Source organism: Sinorhizobium americanum, assembly GCF_001651855.1.
Taxonomy (GTDB): Bacteria; Pseudomonadota; Alphaproteobacteria; order Rhizobiales; family Rhizobiaceae; genus Sinorhizobium; species Sinorhizobium americanum.
The window spans coordinates 146771-168368 of the sequence record NZ_LNQC01000064.1 but is presented as its reverse complement, the minus strand read 5'-3'; the positions used below and the strand labels follow the sequence as shown (position 1 = coordinate 168368).

The window sequence follows — 21598 nt, the reverse complement described above, 5'->3', positions numbered from 1 at the left end:
GGAGCCTGCCCGGAAGACCGATCTCCCGCTACTCCCATGCAGGGAGGCCGCCGGAGCCCCAATCATCCGATCTTTTTTGTTCGCTCCAGCGGCCCTGGCTCCGGGGTCATCTTCGGGCTCCGAGCTCGGTTCACTAAGCGGAGGTCGTTCGGCAAGATGACGTCGGACGGGCAGGCTTGTGGACTGGCGTGCCGTTCATGGATCCTCGGACTTGACCTGGCTTGACCCCAGGATCCAGACGCAAGCCTTCTTGCACGATCTCTCGCAAAGGCCTGGAATAATCCTGCAAGAGTCTCCTGCACATCCCGGAAACAGAAAGCCCGGCGGAGGGCCGGGCTAGTCTAGAAACATCCTCGGGAGAGGCTGTTGGGATCAGTTGCCGCCGAAGGCGGTCTGCAACAGCTTGATCTGTGCCTTGACGCCGTTCTGGTTGTCCGGAACGAAGGCCGTCGCTTCCTGCGGCCGGTAGATCTCGCGGTCGAGGAGCGCGACGCGGTTCTGCAGGCGCAGTGAGCGTTCGATCAGGTCGCGGAAGCTGTCCGGCAGATCGTTCCAGCCCGGCGCGCTGCGGTCGACATTGAAGCTGTCGAGACGAACCTTGCTCTTTTCCGAAATAACCTGTTCGCGGCTCATCTCGCCATTGTTGACGGCGCGTTGCAGGAGGAGCCAGGAGGCCATCTGCATCAGCCGCGTGGTCAGCCGCATCGACTCGGCGGCATAAAGCACCGAAGCCATGCGCGGCAAGACCTTGGAGGCGGCACGGCCGGGACCGTCGAGGTAGCTCGCCGTTTCCTCGACGAGGCCCATTCCTTCGGCATAGAGCGCCTTGAACTGCGCCGAGGACGCAGCGTGTCCTGCGAAACTGACGGTATTCAATCCTCTCTCGGACATGGCCTGTTTTTTCCCTGGTTCAAAACGCATCACGGTCAGGTAACGAAGTGGCTTTGGGAAAAGTTTCCTTGAGGCCCCTCTATGCTCGAAGAATGATCTGATACCGCATTCCGCGCAAGGGTATTCTTAAGAAAGGGTTAATCTCCACAATTCTTTGAAATTAGCTGTCGCGAAACAAAAAAAGAGCCGCGCGGGGCGGCTCTCAAGGTAAAACAGGGAGAAAATCAGACCCATTCGCCAATCGGTGAAAATGTCTGAGTCCGGAAGACCGGATGACGCGAGAATTACAGAAAATGCCTAATATCCCGTTAAGCGGCCGTCCGCCGGCGCTGGCTGAGGCTTGCCTAGCGATCAGCGGAACAGGCCTTCCGCCGCCGACCGGCTCGCCGATTTTCGGGTGCGCTCCGCCTCCAGCCGGTCGATTTCCTCCGACAGCAGCGCAATGCGCGCGGTGAGTTCGTCGACGGAGAGCTGCGAGAGGTCGCTGCCGATCTCATGCGCGGTCTTTTTCTTCGGTTGATCGTCGTCAAACAGGCTCATCGGTTCTTTCCTCCGCTTCGGGATCGTCGACGGTGTCTCCCCGCGTCTCTTCAAATGGTGCCGCACGCGGCGAGAGCTGCAGGCTTTCCGGCGTCGTCGGCGCACCTGCATTGACCGGCGAGAAGGTCTCTCGCTCGGCAACGGGCACCGGCGCGCGCCGGCGGCTGCGGACGATCGCATAGGCCGTGATCAGCATATGCGCACAGGCGGTGATCATGAAGAGGCCATAGGGGCCTGTCGCCGTCATCACCGGTCCTCCGATCGTCGGCCCGATGATCGTGCCGATGCCGTAGAGCAGCAGCAGGCCGCCGGAGACCTTGACGAAATCCTCGGGCATGGCGAAGTCGTTGGCGTGCGAGACGGCGATCGGATAGAGCGCGTTTGCCGCGGCGCCGTAGACGGCGATCAGTGTCAGCACGATCCAGACCTGCCCCGGCTCCACGAGGAAGAGGAGAAGACCCGCCAGGGCACCGACGCCGGCAAGCACCGCGAGCACATAGCGGCGGTCGATGCGGTCGGAAATGCGGCCGGCCGGCAATTGCATGACCGCCCCGGAGAAGATCGCGACGCTCATCATCGCCGCGACGGTGCTGTCGGAAAGACCCGCCTGGCGGCCGAAGACGGCGCCGAGTGTGCCGAAGGCCCCGTTGGCGATGCCGATCAAGAGGATGCCGAGAAAGGAAACCGGCGAATTGCGGTAAAGGCCGCGAAGGTCGAGCCGCACCTGCTTGAGCGGCGTCGGCGAGGCGGCCTTGGACAAAAGCGTCGGCAACATCGCAACACAGTAGAGGATGCCGCAGATCATGAAGAAGAATGTGGTCGTCGTCTCGCCGAAGGGAATCATCATCTGCCCGCCGACGACGCCAAAGAGGGTGATGGCGATATAGAGGGAGAAGATTACGCCGCGGCTTTCATTGGTGGCGCGCTCGTTCAGCCAGCTTTCGATGATCATCGACGTGCCGGCCGTTGAGAAGCCCGTCAGCGCGCGCAGGACTAGCCACCAGGTGGGGTCGATCATCATGCCGGTCAAGAGAGAAACGATCGCAATCAGCGCCGTAAAGACACTGAAGGCCCGCACGTGGCCAATGCGCTTGACGACATTGGGGGCGAAGAAGCAGCCGAGCACGAAGCCGGAAGCCCAGGACGTGCCGATGAGGCCGAGGATCGTCGTCGGGTATCCTTCCGCCGTGCCGCGCACCGGCAGGAGCAGACCGAGCAGACCATTTCCGAGAAAGAGGAACAGAGTGCCGAGCAACAGCGCGGCGACGGGGAGCAGGTTGTTTCTCATCGTTCCATCCGAAATCGTTCTGCAACCGGCAAGTCGTGGCGGCATGTCGTGCCGGCCCAACTGGAATCGCTGCCGCCGGTCATTGCAAATCGGCGGCGAAAACAATAGCCCTCTATGCGTCGAAAAGTGACGGCCGTATGACGTTGCAACCGTGGCCGCGGAATTCTCCGGAATAAATGAATGCCGAAGGCACTGACGCTTCTCCTCTTCATCGCCATGTGTGTGCAGATCATCAAGCCGCTCGGATATCCCGGTCTCAGGCACCGCCGGGATTTCTGGAAGATCGCCGTCTTCGCCATCGCCGTGATGATGGTCACGGTGTTCGTCCGGCCGTAGCCGCCGTCGCACTCACCTGCCGCGGATAGCACATGCCAGGGAATGCGCGACCGCCCGACGTTCCCTTAGAAACAGCTAACATTCCGCGATAGGGCTACACTTGGTACCTGAAATGCCCGAAGTCTGCGCACGACATGTAGTCAAGAAAAGGTTAAATTACCGTGCTCGGCCACCAGATGAAAATCGAGGCACTGTTGGAACGCCGCCTGACCGCCATTCTCGCTGCCGATGTCGTGGGCTACAGCCGCCTGATGGGAACCGACGAGGCGGGGACGCTGGCCGCGCTGAAGCGGCATCGCCGCGAGTGCCTGGAGCCGAAGATCGCCGAGCACAAGGGGCGCATCGTCAAGCTGTCCGGCGACGGCATGCTGATCGAATTTTCGAGCGTCGTGAATGCGGTTGCCTGCGCGGCAGAGATCCAGCGCGGCATGCTCGTTCGCAACGAAGGCCTGCCGAGGAGCCGGCGCATCGAGCTCAGGATCGGCATCCACCTCGGCGACGTGATCGTCGAGGAGGGCGACATCTTCGGCGACGGCGTCAACGTCGCGGCGCGGCTGGAGGGGCTCGCCGATCCCTCCGGCATTGCGGTATCGTCGTCGGTGCGCGACCAGGTCGGCTCGCGATTGGACCTCGGCTTCGTCGATAAGGGCGAATACAGCCTTAAGAACATCGCGCCGAATATCCGCGTCTATACGGTCGCGCTCGGCGAGGCGGCCGTCCGGCAGGAAAACGAGGCCCCCGACGCGACCCTTGATGCCGGCTACGAATTGTCGATCGGCGTCCTGCCCTTCACCAATATGAGCCACGATCCGGAGCAGGAATATTTCTCCGACGGCATCACCGAGGACATCATTACCGATCTCTCGAAGATCTCGCGCCTGCACGTCGTCGCCCGCAACACCGTCTTCACCTACAAGGGCAAGGCGGTGAAGGTAAAGCAGATCGCTCAGGAGCTCGGCGTTCGCTTCATTCTGGAGGGTAGCGTCCGCAAGGTCGGCGAACGCGTCCGTATCACCGGACAGCTCATCGATGCGCATACGGGCGGACATCTGTGGGCCGATCGCTATGATCGCGATCTGACCGATATCTTCGCCATCCAGGACGAGATCACCCATGCGATCGTCGACCAGCTGAAGATCAAGCTCTTGCCGGAGGAGAAGAAGGCGATCGAGAGCGATCCGACCACCTCCGTAGAGGCCTATACCTATTATTTGCGCGGCCGGCAGTTCTCGCATACCTGGACCCGGTCCTACCTGCTGCTTGCCCGCCGGATGTTTCTGAAGGCCGTCGAACTCGATCCGAATTATGCGCGCGCCTATGCGGGCATCGCCGAATGCGAGTGTGCGATCAGGGACTGGCACGAAAAGGAGTTTCCGCTTGAGAGTATCTTTGAGATGAGTTCCAAGGCGCTGGCGCTGGATCCAAATCTGGCGGAAGCGCATGCCTCACGCGGGCTGGCATTGACCCATGACGGGCAAACGGAGGAGGCCGGCCGCGAGTTCCGCCAGGCTCTGGCGCTGAGCCCTTCGCTCTACGAGGCCAATCTCTACTATGGCCGCTTCCTGTTTGCGCAGGGTCGGTTTCAGGAGGCGGTGCAGTTCTTCAAGCGGGCGGCGGAGATCCGCAGCGACGACTATTTTTCACCGATTCATTTGATGAACTGCTATCTGTCGCTCGGAATGGAAACCGAGCGCCAGCGCTGGGCGCGGATCGGCATCGAGCGGGCGAAGGCCGCGCTGGAGCGGCATCCGGAAAATGCCAGCCCGGCCCACCGCGGAGCTTTGGCGCTCGCGCATCTGGGCGAAGGGGAGCGCGCCAAGGAATGGGCGGCGCGAGCGCTGGCGGTCGATCCGGACGATATCGTCGCGCAATATAACGCGGCTTGTGTCCATTCCTTGTTGGGAGAGAGCGAGCGCGCGCTCGATCTGCTGGAAGCCGTCGTCCCGCAGAGCTCCAGCTATCACCTCCTTTGGTTCAAGCAGGACTCCGACCTGGATCCAATTCGCGACCATCCCCGATTTCGGGCGCTGCTCGAGTCGATGAGGGATTGCACGCCTAGGGCGCGCTGATCCGGCAGGCCAATTGCATGTGTCCTTAAAATCGACCTCGGTTTAAGGACAAAGACATGCAGCAATTCAAAGTGCTACAGCGACCCTTGCGCGTCTGATAAGACGCGCGGCGCTGTAGACGCTCAGACCTCGATCGATCCCCGCATCACCGCCACGCAATTGCCCGAAACGCTGACCTCGCAAACCGTGCCGTTCTTCTTGCTGACGCGGACTGTGATGATGCTACGGCGGCCCATTTCCACGCCCTGTTCGATGGCAATCTCGATTTCCGCATCCGTCTGCGGCAGAAGCGAAACGAGATAGGCACCGAGCGCCGCCGAGGCACTGCCGGTCGCCGGATCCTCGATGACATTGTCGAGCGGTGCGAACATGCGCGCCCTGATCTGCCAGGGGCGCTCGGGCGTGCGCGCATAGAGAAACAGGCTGAAGCTGTCGTCGGCGAATGGGTAACGGGCATTCGCTTCATGGAAGGCGCTGACATTGTGCCGCGCATTCGACAGGATGCCGATATCGCTAAGCTCGGCGACGGCAAAAGCAAGACCGACCGAGACGCGCACGGGCGGATGAGTGCGTTCGCTCACATCCTCCGGCTGCAGCGAGGCGCAGGCGGCGACTGTCGCAGGATCGATGACGGGTCCGACGCTGAGCGGCCGGGGAGCGACGATGCGCGCGGCGGTGATCTTGTCGCCTTCTCTGAGAAGGGCGACGTCGACCAGCCCGGCCCTCTCTTCGAAACGCAGTTTGTCGCCGGGCCTCCGGCCGAAGATCTCCCCCTGCCGGCCGAGCACGAAGGCGGTGCCGACGTTCGGATGTCCGGCGAAGGGAATTTCGGCAGTCGGCGTAAAGATGCGCACACGGGCGGTGTTCGCAGGATCGTCGGGCGGCAGTACGAAGGTGACTTCGGAATAGCCGAATTCGGCGGCAATCGCCTGCATCTGCTCGCCGCTCAAGCCCCGCGCATCGGGGATGACGGCAAGCTGGTTTCCGGTGAAGCGTTCAGCGGTGAAGACGTCGACAGTGACGTAGGAGACGGTTTTCATTGCAGTTCCCGGCAATCGGCAATGGCGCCGATGTAAAATCGTCATCGGCCCGGCCGAAACAGCAAACTTGTCTCCCTGACAATTGACATTCGAAATCAAAGGCCCGGCGACATCGCTGCCGCCGGGCCTTCTGCTCTCTCCCTCTTAGCTCTTGGTTCGCGCTGGCTCACCCATCAGGCAGCCTGCTCAAGGTCCTTCTTCCAGCTGCCCTTGGCGGCGAGGCTGCACATCTTGGCGCGATGCGAGAAGGCGCGCTGGCCAGCGGCGACGTTCTCCGGCTTGCCGTTCCAGGCGTTGAGCGCTTCCTGCTGCAGGGCGCGGCCATAGGAGAAGGTCAGCTTCCAGGGCAGGTCGTGGGCCGTGTTGATGGCGGAGAGATGCGCGGTCGCTTCTTCCGTCGATTGGCCGCCGGACAGGAAAGCGATGCCGGGGACCGCGGCCGGCACGGTGCGCTTCAAGACCTTGACGGTGCGCTCGGCCACCTCTTCGACCGAAGCCTTGCGGGCCTTCTTGCCGTCGATCACCATGCTCGGCTTCAGGATCATGCCTTCGAGGTTAACCCGCAGGGCGCCAAGTTCCTCGAACACCGTGCGCAGTACCCATTCGGTTACTTCCTCGGACCGTTCGATCGAGTGGTCTCCGGGGGCGCCGTCCATCAGCACTTCCGGCTCGACGATCGGGACGATTTTCGCTTCCTGGCAAAGGGTGGCGTAACGGGCCAGCGCATGGGCGTTGGCCTTGATGGCGCCGAAGCTCGGCAGGGCGCCGGAGATGGCGATGACGCCGCGCCATTTCGCGAAGCGGGCACCGGCTTCGTAGTACTTGGCGAGGCGGGCGGCGAGGCCGTCTAGGCCCTCGGTGACCGTCTCATTGGGGAAATGCGGCAAGGGCTTGGCGCCGGTGTCGACCTTGATGCCGGGGATCGAGCCGGCGCTCTTGATGACGTCGACGAGCGGGGTGCCGTCGGCGGCCTTCTGGAACAGGGTTTCCTCATAGAGAATGACGCCGGAGATATAGTTGCGCATCGCTTCATCCGAGCGCAGCAGCATCTCGCGATAGTCGCGGCGCGAGGTCTCGGTGGACTCGAGGTCAATGCTGTCGAAGCGCTTCTTGATCGTTGCGGTCGACTCGTCGGCAGCGAGCAGGCCCCGGCCGTTGGCGACCATGGCAACCGCGATATCTTCCAGTCTTTCGCTCATCTTTTTCTCCTACACAGAGCGCCGGACCCAGCGGAGCGGCGCAAGAAACCGTTTCGGTCTGAGGGCGCGAAATACATCTTTCGCGCCGCCGAACACGGGGGGCGCGATAACAGAAGATACTGTGCGGGAAAATGGCAGTAAAATCGACTAAAACGATTTAAAAAAATTTAATCGTTTGAAAAAACATAATTATTTTGAGGCGCCGACCCGAGGCTTAGAGATTTGCCCGGGTCGGCGCGTCCGGCTACTTCTGCTGGCGGAGGATGTCGACACCCGGCAGCGGCTTACCCTCCATCCATTCGAGGAAGGCGCCGCCGGCGGTGGAAACATAGGTGAAATCGTCGGCGACTTCGGCGTGGTTGAGGGCAGCGACCGTATCGCCGCCGCCGGCGACCGAGACAAGCGATCCGGTCCTCGTACGCGCGGCCGCATGCTTAGCGGCAGCCACCGTCGCCCTGTCGAAGGGAGCGATTTCGAAGGCGCCGAGCGGACCGTTCCAGACGAGCGTTTCGGCACGCGAGATCCAGTCATTGATGGCGGCGACGGATTTCGGCCCGACGTCGAGGACCATTGCATCGGCAGGTATCGCCTTGATGTCGACGACCTCGTTGTCGGCACCGGCCTTGAATTCGCGGGCGATCACGCCGTCCTCCGGCAGCACGATGGCGCATCCGGCGACTTCCGCCGCGGCGATGATCGACTTTGCCGTCTCGGCAAGATCGTGCTCGCAGAGCGACTTGCCGACATCGATGCCTTGAGCGGCGAGGAAGGTGTTGGCCATACCGCCGCCGATGACGAGCGCGTCGACCTTCTTCACGAGGTTCTGCAGCAGGTCGATCTTGGTCGAGACCTTGGCGCCGCCGACGATCGCGACGACCGGACGCTTCGGATTGCCGAGGCCTTTTTCGAGTGCCTCGAGTTCGGCCTGCATGGTGCGGCCGGCATAGGCGGGAAGGTGCTGCGCCAGACCCTCGGTCGAGGCATGGGCGCGGTGCGCTGCGGAGAAGGCGTCGTTGACATAGATGTCGCCGTTGGCGGCGAGGGCGGTGACCAAGGCCGGATCGTTCTTTTCCTCGCCCTCGTGGAAGCGGGTGTTTTCGAGGAGCAGCACGTCGCCGTCATTCATGTCGGCAATCGCATTGGCGGCCTTGTCGCCGATGCAGTCGGCGGCGAAGTGGACGCGCTGGTCGAGGATTTCCTCCACGGCAGGGGCAATCGCCTTCAGCGACATGTCGGCGACCGGCTCGCCCTTTGGCCGGCCGAAATGGGCAAGCAGGATGACCTTCGCGCCCTTTTCCGAGAGTTCGAGAATGGTCGGCGCGACGCGCTCGATGCGGGTGGTGTCGGTCACCTGGCCGTCCTTGACTGGCACATTGAGATCGACGCGCACCAGCACGCGTTTGCCGGCGATGTCGGTCAGATCGTCAAGGGTCTTGAAAGTCATCAGTTCGTCTCCAGTGATAGTCTCTGAAAGAGGGTGGGATAGTCGATGACGAGGCCGTCCTCGTCGACCGGCAGGTCGGCGGTGAAGCTGCGGTCTTCCGCCTGGTAGCGATGGAGCTTGCCGTCCTCGATGCAGGTGTAGTGCTGGCCGTCGACTGTGGGCTCGAAGCTGTCGAATGGCACGTAAAGCATCTTGAGCTTTACGGTGCCGGACGCCCGCGTGAGGTTCAGACGGCGGATCGGAAGCGTGTTGGTGAAGGGCGTGCCGGCGAGGTCGATGTCGATGCAGCCGTCGAACTCGGGGAGGGCAGCGCCTCGCGCCGTCGCCCATTGGCCCGGGTGATCCGAGCGCAGATGCAAGCTTCGGCCGTCTGTCGTGTCGACCATCAACTTCCGAACCAGCCATGTCTCATCGCAATCGATCCGGTAGCGCACGCCATAGGACGCACCGCCGCGGTTGCCGATCAGAACGCTGACGGCGCGGATAACCGCGCCGTCAGCTGTTTCGGTTTGCGACAACGTCAGATGTTCAAGCCCTTCCCCCTCGAGCGGACGCCAGCGCACCGTCGTTGAGGAAAGGGCCCGGAACATGGTCTTAGATGAGCTTGCTCAGGGCGACCGCCGTATCCGACATGCGGTTCGAGAAGCCCCATTCATTGTCGTACCAGGTGAGGATCGACACGAACTTGCCTTCCATCACCTTGGTCTGGTCCATGTGGAAGACCGAGGAATGCGGGTCATGGTTGAAGTCGATCGAGACGTTCGGAGCGAGCGTGTAGCCGAGAATGCCCTTGAGCGGACCGTCGGCGGCAGCCTTGATCGCCGCGTTGATCTCTTCCTTGGTCGTGTCGCGCTTGGCGACGAACTTCAGGTCGACGACCGAGACGTTCGGGGTCGGCACGCGCATGGCGAAGCCGTCGAGCTTGCCCTTGAGCTCCGGCAGGACGAGACCGACGGCCTTGGCCGCACCGGTCGAGGTCGGGATCATCGACAGCGCCGCGGCACGGGCGCGATAGAGGTCCTTGTGCATCTGGTCGAGCGACGGCTGGTCGTTCGTGTAGGAGTGGATCGTCGTCATCATGCCGTGGTCGATGCCGATGGCGTCGTTCAGCACCTTGGCGACCGGTGCGAGGCAGTTGGTCGTGCAGGATGCGTTGGAGATGACTAGGTGGTCCTTGGTCAGCTTGTCGTGGTTGACGCCATAGACCACGGTGAGATCGGCGCCGTCGGCCGGTGCCGAGACGATGACGCGCTTGGCGCCGGCTTCGAGATGAGCGGCTGCCTTGTCGCGCGCGGTGAAGATGCCGGTGCATTCCATCGCGATGTCGACGCCGAGGTCCTTGTGCGGCAGTTCGGCCGGATTGCGGATGGCGGTGACCTTGATCGGCTTGCCGTTGTTGATGATGATCGCGTCACCGTCGACCTTCACGTCGGCCGGGAAGCGGCCGTGAATTGAGTCGAAGCGCAGCAGGTGGGCGTTGGTCTCGACAGGGCCGAGGTCGTTGATCGCGACGACTTCGATATCCGTGCGGCCGGATTCGACGATGGCGCGAAGCACGTTGCGGCCGATGCGGCCGAAACCATTGATGGCGACTTTGACTGTCATGTCGGGTCTCTCCCTATCAGGATGGCGTGGGTAAACGAATGGAGGGCGCCACCAGGGCGCCCTCCGGCTTGATCAGGACAGCTTGGCTTCGGCGGCCGCGACGACTGCTTCCGGCGTGATGCCGAAGTGCTTGTAGAGCTCCTTGTAGGGGCCGGAGGCGCCGAAGCTCGACATGCCGACGAAGATACCGTCGCTGCCGATGATATGATCCCAGCCCTGGCGGACGCCGGCTTCGATGGCGATCTTGACCGGCGAATTGCCGATGATCGCCTGCCGATAGTCGTCGCTCTGCTCGGCGAAAAGCTCGATGCAGGGCACGGATACGACACGGGTCGAAATGCCCTTCTCCTGCAGCGCCTGGCTGGCCTTGACGGCGATCTCCACCTCCGAACCGGTGGCGAAGATCGTCACCTTCGCATCCTTCGCGGGGACCAGGTCATAGGCGCCGCGGGCGCAGAGGTTTTCTTCCTTGTATTCGGTGCGCACCGCCATCAGGTTCTGGCGCGTCAGCGCGATGGCGGAGGGGCGCTTGCGGCTTTCGAGCGCGAGCTGCCAGCATTCGGCAGTTTCGGTCGCGTCGGCCGGGCGGAATACCAGAAGGTTGGGTATGGCGCGCAGCGAGGCCAGATGCTCGACCGGCTGGTGCGTCGGGCCGTCCTCGCCGAGACCGATGGAATCGTGCGTCAGCACGTGGATGACGCGGATGCCCATCAGCGCGGCAAGACGGATCGACGGACGGCAATAGTCCGAGAAGATCAGGAAGCCGCCGGAATAGGGGATCAAGCCGCCATGCAGCGCCATACCGTTCATGGCGGCGGCCATGCCGTGCTCGCGCACGCCGTAGTGGACGTAGCGGCCGGAGAAATTGTCCGGCGTGATCGAATGGGTCTGGCTCGTCTTGGTATTGTTGGAGCCGGTAAGGTCGGCCGAACCGCTGATCGTCTCGTTGAGCACGCCGTTGATGACTTCGAGCGCATCCTCGGAGGCCTTGCGGGTGGCCGGCGACGGCTTGGTCTCTGCGAGCTTCTGCTTGTAGGCGCTAATCGCCGGGGCGAGGCTCGCTTCGAGTTCGCCGGAGAAGCGGCGCACGAACTCGGCCTTCTTCTCGGCGGCCTCAAGCTTTGCTTCCCATGCCTTGCGGGTCTCTGCCGAACGCTTGCCGGCGCTACGCCAGGCGTCGAGCACGTCGGCGGGGACAGTGAAGGCTTCGGCTTCCCAGCCGAGCGCCTTGCGGGTCGCGGCAATTTCCTCGGCGCCGAGCGGCGAGCCGTGCACCTTGTGGGTGCCGGCCTTGTTCGGGGCGCCGAAGCCGATCACGGTCTTGCAAGCGATCATCGTCGGCTTGTCGGACTTCTGGGCCTCCTCGATCGCCGCGGCGATCGCTTCCGGATCATGGCCGTCGACGGCGATCGTGTGCCACTTGGAGGCACGGAAGCGGGCGTGCTGATCGGTCGAATCGGCGATCGAGATCGGGCCGTCGATGGAGATGTTGTTGTCGTCCCAGAAGACGATGAGCTTGTTGAGCTTCAGATGACCGGCAAGCGCGATCGCCTCCTGGCTGATGCCTTCCATCAGGCAGCCGTCGCCGGCGATCACATAGGTAAAATGCTCGATGAGGTCGCTGCCGAACTCGTCGCGCAGCTTGCGTTCGGCGAGCGCCATGCCGACGGCATTGGCAATGCCCTGGCCGAGCGGACCGGTCGTCGTCTCGATGCCGGCGGCATGGCCGTATTCCGGATGGCCGGCGGTCCGCGAGCCGAGCTGGCGGAAATTCCTGATCTCGTCGATGGTGATGTCTTCGTAGCCCGTCAGATAGAGCAGCGAATAAAGCAGCATCGAGCCGTGGCCGGCCGACAGCACGAAGCGGTCGCGGTTCGGCCAGGCGGGGTTCTTCGGGTCGAAGCTCAGGTACCGGGTGAAGAGGACCGTTGCTATGTCGGCCGCCCCCATCGGGAGACCCGGGTGGCCGGAATTTGCCTTCTCGACGGCGTCCATGGAGAGGAAACGGATTGCATTCGCCATCCGGTCGTGTTTTTCGCGAGAGATCATGACTGTTCCGTTTGCGTTCGGTGGTCAGGGGACGGTCTCTATCCTCCAAAGACCGTATGAGAAGCGGCCGAACACATAGCAGGTGCGCCGCCCGAGTCAACAAATACAGGCCTTCCGCCGCCGGTGGCGGCTTGCTTTTTTGCGACCCTGCCTGGGCCGCAGGATGGCGTCGCAAGCGTAGCATCAGCGGATAAAATCGGCGATCCACAGCTTGCATTGTGCAATTGGCGAAGCCGCCATTGTTGAGCCTTACGGAATGGGTTTAAAAAGGGTGATCCGAACGGCTGGAACGCTGGACGATTCGGAGCGCGGAGCGAGAGAGGTTCAGGCGATAGGCGCGGGATCGGCTCTGCCCCTTGTTTCGGGCAATGAGAAAGCGTTCGGCCTTGCTCATCCCCTCTGGAGGTTTCGAAAGAGATGCCTGCAAAGACGGTCAATGTGGCGATCGAGGAATTGCGAAACGCGATTCAGTCCCTTGAAATCGCGATCGACGGCCGCTTTGACAAGGAAAAGGACGTGAGCGAGTTCGAGGGCGAGGTGCGCCGGGTCAATACGGACCGGTCGCGGCTGGCGCAGGAGCTCGATCAGTCGCAGTTCCGGGCCAATCGACTGGAAGAGGTCAATCGCGAAGTGTCCCGCCGTCTGGTGACGGCGATGGAAACCATTCGGGCAGTGCTGGATCGCTGAGGTTCTTCATGGCACAGGTGACGGTGACGATCGACGGCAAGGCCTACCGCATGGCCTGCGAGGAAGGGCAGGAGGATCACCTGAGCGACCTCGCCACCCGGTTCGATCAATATGTCGGCCATCTCAAGGGGCAGTTCGGCGAAATCGGCGACCTCAGGCTAACCGTGATGGCGGGCATCATGGTCATGGACGAGCTGAGCGAGGTCAACCGGCGGCTGAAGAACCTCGAGGCGGAGGTCGGTAACCTGAAGAACAGCCGCGACGCGAACCTTTCCGACCAGGCGAGAAGCGAGGAGGCGCTCGCCTCGGCATTGGCGGAAGTGACGGCGCAGATCCAGGACATCACCGCCAAGCTCAACGGTCGGCCGGCCGCTCCGGCGAATTAGGTCGCCCGGCTCGGAACTCCCAATTGCCAATGCGGGTGCGTTTTCCGTTGGAGCGGCTCTGGCGAAAACGGTCAAGACGTTCTATATCTGCGACGCGGTCTGCGCTTCCCGACAGGAACCACAATCCCCGGGGCCATACACGATCTCAAGGGAGCTGTCCCTGTTTGGACCCGTGGGTCTGGACACACGGCGCCCACCTACTTAGTAGGCACCCGGGATCGTAAACTCTCCACCGGTCGTCGTGGATCGCACTCCTTCCTTTCAATCGGTACCCCGAAAGGCGCGACGGATGGCGTCGGCCATCGCGTCGATCGTCGGGGAGCGATGGTCCGGTCTCGTGCGCAAGACGACGTTCGACATGTCGATGATGCCGAAGCCGTCGTCTTCGGTCAGCTCGCGGCAGCCTTCCGGTATGGCGCTGCGCGACAGTGCGGCGATGGCGAGACCTGAAACGACCGCGGCGATCAGTCCACTGCTGGTGCGGCTGACATAGGCGACGCGGCTGTCTATGCCGCGCTTCTTCAGACTGCGCATGGCCAGATCATCGCACCACCCGCCTTCATAATAGGTGTAGGTGGCAATGGGCACCGGTCGCCGCTCATGCGTGCCGTGTTGGTCCGAGACGGCCCAGACGGTCGGATCCACCATCAGGACTTCGTTCCTCGTTCGGCCGCCCGGCTCGAACACGACGGCGATGTCGATCTCGCCGGCGTCGAGCGATTTCAGATTGGACATCGAATGCCCCTGCTGCACCGTCACCTCGACATTCGGGTGACTGGCGGCGAAGGCGCCGAGCGCTTTCGGCAGGGTGGAGTTGATGTATTCCTCCGATATGCCGATGCGGACCGAGCCGTCGAGGGCCGGCTGGCGAAGCGCTGCCGCTGTGTCGTCGAGCAGCGCAACGATCCGCCGGGCATTGTCGACGAGGCGCCGGCCCTCAGCCGTCAGCACGACGCCGCGGGAATGCCGCTCGAAAAGTGGGAAGCCGAGCAGGTCCTCGAGCTTCTTGATCTGCATGCTGACGGCCGATTGCGTGCGTCGGACGGCATCGGCGGCCCGTGTCAGATTGCCCGTATCGGCAACCGCGAGAAAGGTTCTAAGCAAGTCGCTGTCGAGCGGAAGGGACATGGCGGCGCCATAAGAAATTCTGATGCCAGCTATGTTCGCAATTCGTTTGTCTCATGTCAACGAATGCCGGAAGATCGGATTGTTTCTTCTTTTGCGAGGCCCTGTCATGCCTGTACTGGTTGCGCCCGCTTCTCCGATTTCCCGGCAATCGTCGCTGTTCGCCGCCGCGGTCGAGCGTTTGCGGCTGCGGTGGGCGATCGAGGCCCATTGGAAACTGGTCCTGGACCGTGGCGACCCGCATCTCATCCGCGACGGCGGCCTCGCCGACATTGAATTTTCGCCGGCCGGGTGGTGGCCGGATCCGGTCCGGCATTCACACTGGATGCTATGAAATTAGCTCGAGCCTTGCGGCGCGGATGACGGCTTCGGCGAGATTGTTCGCGTTGAGCTTGCGCATCGCCTCTTCGAGGGCCCGGTCGATCCGTTCCACCGGAATATCGGTTTCGCGCATCATCTCCAACCGTGTCCGACCGCGGGCTGCCAGCGAGAGGCAGCGCAGTTCCAAAGCGCCGAGCCGGTCGATCCTGTCCGTCATGGACATGGCCTATTCTTTGAGAGCTACCGGCAGACGCCGGGTCGCACCTCTTCCAATCAATTGAAATCGTGAAGGTAATTGCACGAGCGAAGCCTCGCGCGAAGCCGAACCGCGGCAAAGGGTGAAGATCCGGTTAATGCTGTTTCGTTATGGGAGGGGTGGAGGACTGTCGCGAAATGTTGCACAAGCGACGGAGATACGGGTTCAGTTCGCCTGTCACTGCACTACCTCGTTGCAGGTTCGAACGGTTTGTCGGAAAGGATGCTTGATGTCGCCGAAGGACTTGAAAGCCGCGCTGCGGACGGAGCGTCTGGCGATGCGTGACGCCATGCCGGCCGAAGCTCGCATCGAGGCGAGCCTTGCGATGGCGGATCATGCCGGCGACATCATCGCGCTCGATCCCGGGCACGTCGTTTCCGGTTTCTGGCCGATCCGTTCGGAGGCGGACATCCGGCCGCTGATGGTGCGCCTCAAGGACCGCGGTGCGCGCCTCTGCCTGCCGGTGATCCTCGACAAGCGGACCATCGTGTTTCGCGAGCTCGCCGATGGCGTGGCGGTCGTCGAGACCGGGTTCGGCACGACAGGTCCGGGGCCGGACGCGCCTGAGCTCGATCCGGATATCATGCTGGTGCCGCTGTCCGCCTTCGATGCTGTCGGCCATCGCATCGGCTACGGTGCCGGTTATTATGACCGGGCGATCGACCGGCTGCGCCTCAAAGGCCACGCGCCGCGCCTGATCGGGATTGCATTCGACTGTCAGGAAGTGGCATCAGTGCCGGCAGAGCCGCACGACGTGCCACTGGATGCCGTGCTGACGGAAAGCGGCTTTCGACATTTTTGAGCGGGATTGAACGGCATGCGACTTCTGTTTCTGGGAGATATGGTTGGCAAGACGGGCCGCACGGCGGTCTGGGAGCGCCTCCCGGGACTGGTGAGCGATCTCAAGCTCGACTTCGTCGTCGTCAATGGCGAGAACGCCGCCGGCGGCTTCGGCATCACCGAGGACATTTTCCTGGAGACGATCGCCGCCGGTGCCGACGTGGTGACGACCGGCAACCATGTATGGGACCAGAAGGAGGCCGTGGTCTTCTGCGAGCGGCACGACCAGTTCCTCCGCCCGGCCAACTATCCGGCGGGCACGCCGGGTCGCGGTTCCAACCTGTTCTTTGCCCGCAACGGTGCCCGCGTGCTGGTCGCCAATGTCATGGGCCGGGTCTTTATGCATCCGGAACTCGACGACCCCTTCAAATGCGCCGAGGCGATCCTCGAAGCCTGCCCGCTCGGCGAACAGGCCGATGCCGTCGTCTTCGACTTCCACGCCGAGGCGACGAGCGAGAAGCAATGCTTCGGCCACTTCGTCGACGGGCGCGCAAGTCTGGTGGTCGGCACGCATACTCATGTGCCGACGGCCGATCACCAGATCCTGAACGGCGGCACCGGCTATATCAGCGACGCCGGCATGTGTGGCGATTACGATTCCTCGCTCGGCATGGACAAGGAAGAACCGCTCAACCGGTTCATCTCCAAGATGCCCAAGGGCCGCTTCGAAGCGGCCTCCGGTCCCGCCACGATCTGCGGCGTCGGCGTCGAAATTTCCGACCGCACGGGACTTGCCGAAAGGATCGGGCCGCTCCGGCTCGGCCCGCGGCTTGGCGAAACGATACCGGAATTCTGGTCCTGAGCATCGGGCGGCTTCGGCCGATGTGTCCGCCGGCGTGCGATTCGACGACCGCCTTCGACGCCGCGCGAGAACGCTTTTTTTCAAGTGACAGGCTTTGAAAATGGTGGCAGGTTAGCGCGCAAATCAGAGCCGTTTTGAGCGGCCGCTATCGCAAGTTCCCATGTCGATCTAGAAAGCCAGAGCGAAATGCGTGCGGGAAAACCGCGGGCACTCTTTCCTCTTCCCGCTCTGGCGCTACCCCGAGGCAATGCCCCGGGGCTCGAGACTGTCGCCACGGCAACTGGACCCAAGCCGCGCCGGGCGATCTTGATATTCAAGTGCCTGGAGAACGTGCATGTTGCGAAAGTGGCGTCTGCCGGCGATCGCCGGCGTTTCCATCTCCCTTCTCATGTCGACACCAGCAGCGGCGCAGGACCCGCAACTGCCGGCGGTGACCGTCGCCAAGCCGGTGGTACGGGACGTCATCGACGCCGATGAGTTCATCGGACGCTTTCAGGCGGTGGACGAGGTCTCGGTCCGTTCGCGTGTTGGCGGCTACCTGGACCAAGTGTTCTTTACGGACGGCGCGCTGGTGAAGAAGGGCGACAAGCTCTTCGTCATCGACCAACGGCCTTTCCGCCTGGCTCTCTCCCAGGCGGAGGCGTCGCTTGCCTCGGCGCAGTCGACGCTCTCCTTCGCCGAGGCGCAGTTCAAGCGAACCGAGTCCCTGACCGGAACCGGCACGCTTTCGATTTCCAAGCTCGACGACGACCGCCGCGCGCTGCTTGCCGCACAGGCGAATATTCGGGGCGCCGAGGCGGCCGTCGATCGGGCCAAGCTCGATCTCGAATACACGACGATCACCGCGCCGCTCAGCGGCCGCGTCGACCGGCGCTGGATATCGCCCGGCAACCTTGTCCAGGCGGACGAGACCGTGTTGACGACGATCGTCTCCCTCGATCCGATCGATTTCTATTTCGACGTCGACGAGCGGCGGCTGCTTTCCTATGCGCGCACCGCCCGCGACCGCGGCAGCGCGCTGCAGGAGGGCGCGGGCGCGCTCTCCGTGCACGTGACAATCGCCGATGCCACGGAACCGCCGTTCGAGGGAAAGCTCGATTTCTCCGAGAACAGGGTCGACACCCAAACAGGTACGATGCGCCTGCGCGCACGCTTCGAGAACCCCAACTTCATTCTGCAGCCGGGCCTTTTCGGGCGTGTCGAGGTCGAAGGCTCCAACACCTACCAGGCGATCCTCATTCCCGATGAGGCGATCGCCGCCGACCAGAACGAACGCGTCGTCTATGTGGTCGGCGAGGATGGCAGCGTTGCGACCAAACCGGTGCGCCTCGGGCCGCGGTTGCATGGCTACCGGGTGATCCGCAGCGGCCTGACTGGCGATCAGACGATCATCGTCAACGGGATCATGCGTGCGCGGCCAGGCGTCAAGGTGAAGCCTGAACTCGTCGTGCTGCCGCAGGAGGCAGCGCAAGCGGCGGAGAATGCCCAATGAGATTTGCGCATTTCTTTGTCGACCGGCCGATCTTCGCCTCGGTGCTGTCGATCGTTCTGCTGATCATCGGCGGCATCGCTTATTTCCAGCTGCCGGTGGCGCAATATCCGGAGATCGCGCCGCCCACCATCGTCGTCAGAGCTTCCTATCCGGGCGCGGATGCGGAGACCGTCGCCAATACGGTCGCCACGCCGCTCGAGCAGGAAATCAACGGCGTCGAGAACATGCTCTACATGTCCTCCTATTCGACCGCCGACGGCTCCATGTCGCTGACCATTACCTTCAAGCTCGGCACCGATCTCGACGAGGCGCAGGTGCTGGTGCAGAACCGGGTCTCGATCGCCGAGCCGCGCCTGCCCGAGGACGTGCGGCGCATTGGGGTCACCACCACCAAGAGCTCGCCGGACCTGATGATGGTCGTTCACCTGCTCTCGCCGAACGACCGCTACGACCAGCTCTACGTCTCCAACTATGCTCGCTCGCGCATCCGCGACCTTCTCGTCCGGCTCGACGGCGTCGGCGACGTCATCCTGTTCGGCGAGCGCGAATATGCGCTCCGTGTCTGGCTCGACCCGCAGAAGCTCTCCGCTTACGGCATGACGTCCGGCGACGTCGTCGAGGCGCTGCGCCAGCAAAACGTCCAGGTCTCCGGCGGCTCGATCGGCGGTCCGCCAATGTCGGGCGACAGTGCCTTTCAATATACCGTCACCACCGACGGCCGCTTCAGCGACGCGCGACAGTTTCGCTATGTGATCGTCAAGGCGACCGAGGATGGCAGGCTCGTGCAGCTGCAGGACGTCGCCCGCGTCGAGCTCGGAGCGCGCGAATATGTCACGAACAGCTACCTGAACGGCAGCCCGGCCGTGGCGCTCGGCATCTTTTCGCGTCCCGGCACCAACGCGCTCGCGGCGGCGGACGCCATCCAGGCGACGATGACCGATCTTGCCAAGGACTTTCCAGAGGGGCTCGAACATCGGATCATCTACAATCCCACCGAATTCATTTCGGAGTCCATCGACGAGGTCTACCTGACGATCGGTGAGGCGGTGATCCTCGTCGCGCTGGTGGTGATCGTCTTCCTCCAGTCCTGGCGCACGGCGATTATCCCGATCGTCGCCATTCCGGTATCGCTGATCGGCACCTTCGCGCTGCTCTTCGCCTTCGGTTTCTCCCTCAACATGCTGACCCTTTTCGGCCTGGTGCTGGCGATCGGCATCGTCGTCGATGATGCGATCGTCGTCGTCGAGAATGTCGAGCGCAATCTGGCGCAAGGGATGACGCCGAGAGAAGCGGCGCATGTGACCATGGACGAGGTCGGCGCGGCGGTGATCGCGATCTCGTTGGTCTTGACCGCCGTCTTCGTGCCGACGGCCTTCATTCCGGGCATTGCAGGGCAGTTCTACCTGCAGTTCGCCGTGACGATCGCGGTAGCGACGGTGATCTCCGCCATCAACTCGCTGACCCTGTCGCCGGCGCTTGCGGCGATCCTGCTGCGCCCGCATGACGATCACGAACATGAAAGCCGCAATCCGGTGACCCGTTTCGGGCGTGCCCTGGCCAACGGCTTCAACACCGGTTTCGACCGGATGGCGGACGGCTATGGCTGGGTTGTGCGTCGTCTCGTGCAGACGCGGATTGCGCTGGCCGCCGCGTTGCTTGTCTTTGTCGCGCTGCTCGGGGCCACCTGGTACATGGCACAGGTTGTGCCGCGCGGCTTTATCCCGACAATGGACCAGGGCTACGCGATCGTCGTCATCCAGCTCCCCGATGGTGCCTCGCTCGAACGGACCGATGCCGTCGTCCAGCGTGCGTCGGCGATGATCCGGGAAGTCCCGGGGGTGAGGGACGCCGTCGCCTTTGCCGGCTTCAACGGCGCGACCTTCACCAACGCCTCGAACTCGGGGGTGATCTTCACGCCCTTCGACAGTTTCGAGGAGCGGCTCGAACACGGCCAGAGTGCCACCCAGATCATTGGCCAGATCTTCGGCGCGATGCAGAGCATTCAGGAGGCCTTCATCATCGCCGTGCCGCCGCCCTCGGTGCGCGGCATCGGCAATTCGGGCGGCTTCAAGATGCAGATCATGGACCGCCAGAGCGCTGACATGCGTCGTGTTCTGGGTCTTGCCTTCCAGATGATGGGTGCGGCCAATCAGACCGAAGGACTGGTGGGCGTGTTCACCACTTTCTCGGCCTCGAGCCCGCAATTCTTCCTCGCAATCGACCGCGACAAGGCGCGGGCGTTGAACGTGCCAATCCCCAACATTTTCGAGACCCTATCGATCAATCTGGGCACGTCCTACGTCAACGACTTCAACGCTTTCGGCCGTGTCTACCAGGTCCGCGCCCAGGCCGACCAGCAATATCGGGTGGAGCGCGACGACATCCTTGCACTCAAAGTCAGATCGGCTTCCGGCGCGCTGGTGCCGCTCGGCACGCTCGTCGAGATCCGCGACACCAGCGGCCCTGCGCTCGTGCAGCGCTACAACATGTATGTCTCGGTGCCGGTCCAGGGCAATCCGGCGCCGGGTGTTTCGACCGGCACGGCGCTCGACAAGATGGAGGCGCTTGCCGGCCAGATCTTGCCACAGGGGACGACCTTCGAGTGGACCGAACTTGCCTTGCAGGAGCGCCAGACCGGCAACACCGCCGCATTCATCTTCGCGCTGTCGGTAATCTTCGTGTTCCTGGCGCTGGCCGCGCAATATGAGAGCTGGGTGCTGCCGCTGGCGATCATCCTGATCGTGCCGCTTGCCGTTCTCGCCGCCCTCATCGGCGTCTCGCTCAGGGGCATGGACAACAACGTCCTGACGCAGATCGGCCTCATCGTGCTGATCGGCCTTTCCGCGAAGAACGCGATCCTGATCGTCGAATTCGCGCGCCAGGGCGAGGAGGAGGGCAGATCGCCGATCGAGGCGGCGATCGAGGCAAGCCGGCTCCGGCTGCGGCCGATCCTGATGACCGCCTTTGCCTTCATCCTCGGCGTCGTTCCGCTGGTGATCGCGACCGGTCCCGGCGCCGAAATGCGCCAGTCGCTCGGCACCGCGGTCTTTTCCGGCATGCTCGGCGTCACCTTCCTCGGCCTGTTCCTGACCCCGGTCTTCTACGTGACGCTGCGTTCGCTCCGCCGCAAGCGGGCGCCGGTGCCGGAGGCGGCAGGGGCGCCGGCGGAGTGATGTTGGCCCCGCGATGACGCGAATGTGAGCGGAGGGCTGGCTTTGTAAGTGGACG

At 63.0% G+C, this 21598-nt stretch carries 20 protein-coding genes and 1 other RNA gene; 10 read left to right on the top strand and 11 right to left on the bottom strand.

Annotated elements, in window-relative coordinates; translation table 11 throughout:
* Positions 1-372: 372 nt before the first annotated feature.
* The 3 genes from rcdA to ATC00_RS19680 all read right to left on the bottom strand — a co-directional run bounded on the left by rcdA (position 373) and on the right by ATC00_RS19680 (position 2719).
* Positions 373-891: a protease adaptor protein RcdA gene (gene rcdA, locus ATC00_RS19690; protein ID WP_037389028.1), complete on the bottom strand. Its 519-nt coding sequence runs from the start codon at positions 889-891 to the stop codon at positions 373-375.
* Positions 892-1242: 351 nt separating this feature from the next.
* Positions 1243-1431 carry a DUF1192 domain-containing protein gene (locus ATC00_RS19685; protein WP_037389026.1) on the bottom strand — a complete coding sequence of 63 codons (189 nt, stop codon included), beginning with the start codon at positions 1429-1431 and terminating at the stop codon, positions 1243-1245.
* Positions 1418-2719 (bottom strand): MFS transporter, encoded by a 1302-nt coding sequence (locus ATC00_RS19680; protein WP_037389024.1) that lies wholly within the window; start codon positions 2717-2719, stop codon positions 1418-1420. Before ATC00_RS19680 ends, ATC00_RS19685 begins: the two co-directional genes overlap by 14 nt.
* A 180-nt stretch (positions 2720-2899) precedes the next feature.
* On the opposite strand from ATC00_RS19680, the gene ATC00_RS32990 reads away from it, so the two are divergent.
* Positions 2900-3055 (top strand): hypothetical protein, encoded by a 156-nt coding sequence (locus ATC00_RS32990; RefSeq protein ID WP_082912436.1) that lies wholly within the window; start codon positions 2900-2902, stop codon positions 3053-3055.
* Positions 3056-3231: 176 nt separating this feature from the next.
* Positions 3232-5124: an adenylate/guanylate cyclase domain-containing protein gene (locus ATC00_RS19675; RefSeq protein WP_234782358.1), complete on the top strand. Its 1893-nt coding sequence runs from the start codon at positions 3232-3234 to the stop codon at positions 5122-5124.
* 122 nt (positions 5125-5246) lie between these two features.
* Here the strand turns inward: ATC00_RS19675 and ATC00_RS19670 are convergent, their stop codons facing one another.
* From ATC00_RS19670 to tkt, 6 genes are all read right to left on the bottom strand, one after another.
* Positions 5247-6164, bottom strand: coding sequence for a PhzF family phenazine biosynthesis protein (locus ATC00_RS19670; RefSeq protein ID WP_064254035.1), 918 nt, complete (start codon positions 6162-6164; stop codon positions 5247-5249).
* A 173-nt stretch (positions 6165-6337) separates the two neighbouring features.
* Positions 6338-7363 (bottom strand): class I fructose-bisphosphate aldolase, encoded by a 1026-nt coding sequence (locus tag ATC00_RS19665; protein ID WP_064254034.1) that lies wholly within the window; start codon positions 7361-7363, stop codon positions 6338-6340.
* Positions 7364-7607: 244 nt separating this feature from the next.
* Complete coding sequence (locus ATC00_RS19660) at positions 7608-8807, bottom strand: phosphoglycerate kinase (RefSeq protein ID WP_064254033.1); 1200 nt, start codon at positions 8805-8807, stop codon at positions 7608-7610.
* Positions 8807-9397, bottom strand: coding sequence for a putative glycolipid-binding domain-containing protein (locus ATC00_RS19655; protein ID WP_064254032.1), 591 nt, complete (start codon positions 9395-9397; stop codon positions 8807-8809). The genes ATC00_RS19660 and ATC00_RS19655 overlap by 1 nt, the downstream gene beginning before the upstream one ends.
* A 4-nt stretch (positions 9398-9401) precedes the next feature.
* Positions 9402-10412: a type I glyceraldehyde-3-phosphate dehydrogenase gene (gene gap / locus ATC00_RS19650; protein ID WP_037389011.1), complete on the bottom strand. Its 1011-nt coding sequence runs from the start codon at positions 10410-10412 to the stop codon at positions 9402-9404.
* A 72-nt stretch (positions 10413-10484) separates the two neighbouring features.
* Entirely contained in the window at positions 10485-12461 is a 1977-nt protein-coding gene (tkt, locus tag ATC00_RS19645; protein ID WP_064254031.1) for a transketolase, read from the bottom strand.
* A gap of 417 nt (positions 12462-12878) precedes the next feature.
* On the opposite strand from tkt, the gene ATC00_RS19640 reads away from it, so the two are divergent.
* The 3 genes from ATC00_RS19640 (at position 12879) to ssrS (ending at position 13786) form a co-directional block, all read left to right on the top strand.
* Positions 12879-13148 (top strand): DUF4164 domain-containing protein, encoded by a 270-nt coding sequence (locus tag ATC00_RS19640; protein ID WP_064254030.1) that lies wholly within the window; start codon positions 12879-12881, stop codon positions 13146-13148.
* An 8-nt stretch (positions 13149-13156) separates the two neighbouring features.
* On the top strand, positions 13157-13534 hold the full coding sequence (locus ATC00_RS19635) for a cell division protein ZapA (RefSeq protein ID WP_064254029.1): 378 nt from the start codon (positions 13157-13159) through the stop codon (positions 13532-13534).
* 93 nt (positions 13535-13627) lie between these two features.
* Positions 13628-13786, top strand: a non-coding RNA gene (ssrS, locus tag ATC00_RS19630) — 6S RNA.
* A 9-nt stretch (positions 13787-13795) separates the two neighbouring features.
* Here ssrS and ATC00_RS19625 read toward each other — a convergent pair.
* The gene (locus ATC00_RS19625) at positions 13796-14662 is read right to left on the bottom strand and encodes a LysR family transcriptional regulator (protein WP_064254028.1); all 867 of its coding nucleotides are present in this window, start codon (positions 14660-14662) and stop codon (positions 13796-13798) included.
* 22 nt (positions 14663-14684) lie between these two features.
* On the opposite strand from ATC00_RS19625, the gene ATC00_RS19620 reads away from it, so the two are divergent.
* On the top strand, positions 14685-14993 hold the full coding sequence (locus tag ATC00_RS19620; RefSeq protein ID WP_153045247.1) for a hypothetical protein: 309 nt from the start codon (positions 14685-14687) through the stop codon (positions 14991-14993).
* Here ATC00_RS19620 and ATC00_RS19615 read toward each other — a convergent pair.
* A complete protein-coding gene (locus tag ATC00_RS19615) occupies positions 14988-15203 on the bottom strand; it encodes a helix-turn-helix domain-containing protein (RefSeq protein WP_082912434.1) in 216 nt (71 codons plus the stop codon). The genes ATC00_RS19620 and ATC00_RS19615 overlap by 6 nt on opposite strands.
* A 262-nt stretch (positions 15204-15465) precedes the next feature.
* Between ATC00_RS19615 and ATC00_RS19610 the strand changes: the two genes are divergently transcribed.
* The 4 genes from ATC00_RS19610 to ATC00_RS19595 all read left to right on the top strand — a co-directional run bounded on the left by ATC00_RS19610 (position 15466) and on the right by ATC00_RS19595 (position 21543).
* Entirely contained in the window at positions 15466-16038 is a 573-nt protein-coding gene (locus ATC00_RS19610; RefSeq protein WP_037388999.1) for a 5-formyltetrahydrofolate cyclo-ligase, read from the top strand.
* A gap of 15 nt (positions 16039-16053) precedes the next feature.
* Positions 16054-16878 (top strand): TIGR00282 family metallophosphoesterase, encoded by an 825-nt coding sequence (locus ATC00_RS19605; RefSeq protein ID WP_037389037.1) that lies wholly within the window; start codon positions 16054-16056, stop codon positions 16876-16878.
* 334 nt (positions 16879-17212) lie between these two features.
* Positions 17213-18370: an efflux RND transporter periplasmic adaptor subunit gene (locus ATC00_RS19600; RefSeq protein ID WP_037388998.1), complete on the top strand. Its 1158-nt coding sequence runs from the start codon at positions 17213-17215 to the stop codon at positions 18368-18370.
* On the top strand, positions 18367-21543 hold the full coding sequence (locus tag ATC00_RS19595; RefSeq protein ID WP_037388994.1) for an efflux RND transporter permease subunit: 3177 nt from the start codon (positions 18367-18369) through the stop codon (positions 21541-21543). Before ATC00_RS19600 ends, ATC00_RS19595 begins: the two co-directional genes overlap by 4 nt.
* The last annotated feature ends 55 nt before the right edge of the window (positions 21544-21598 follow it).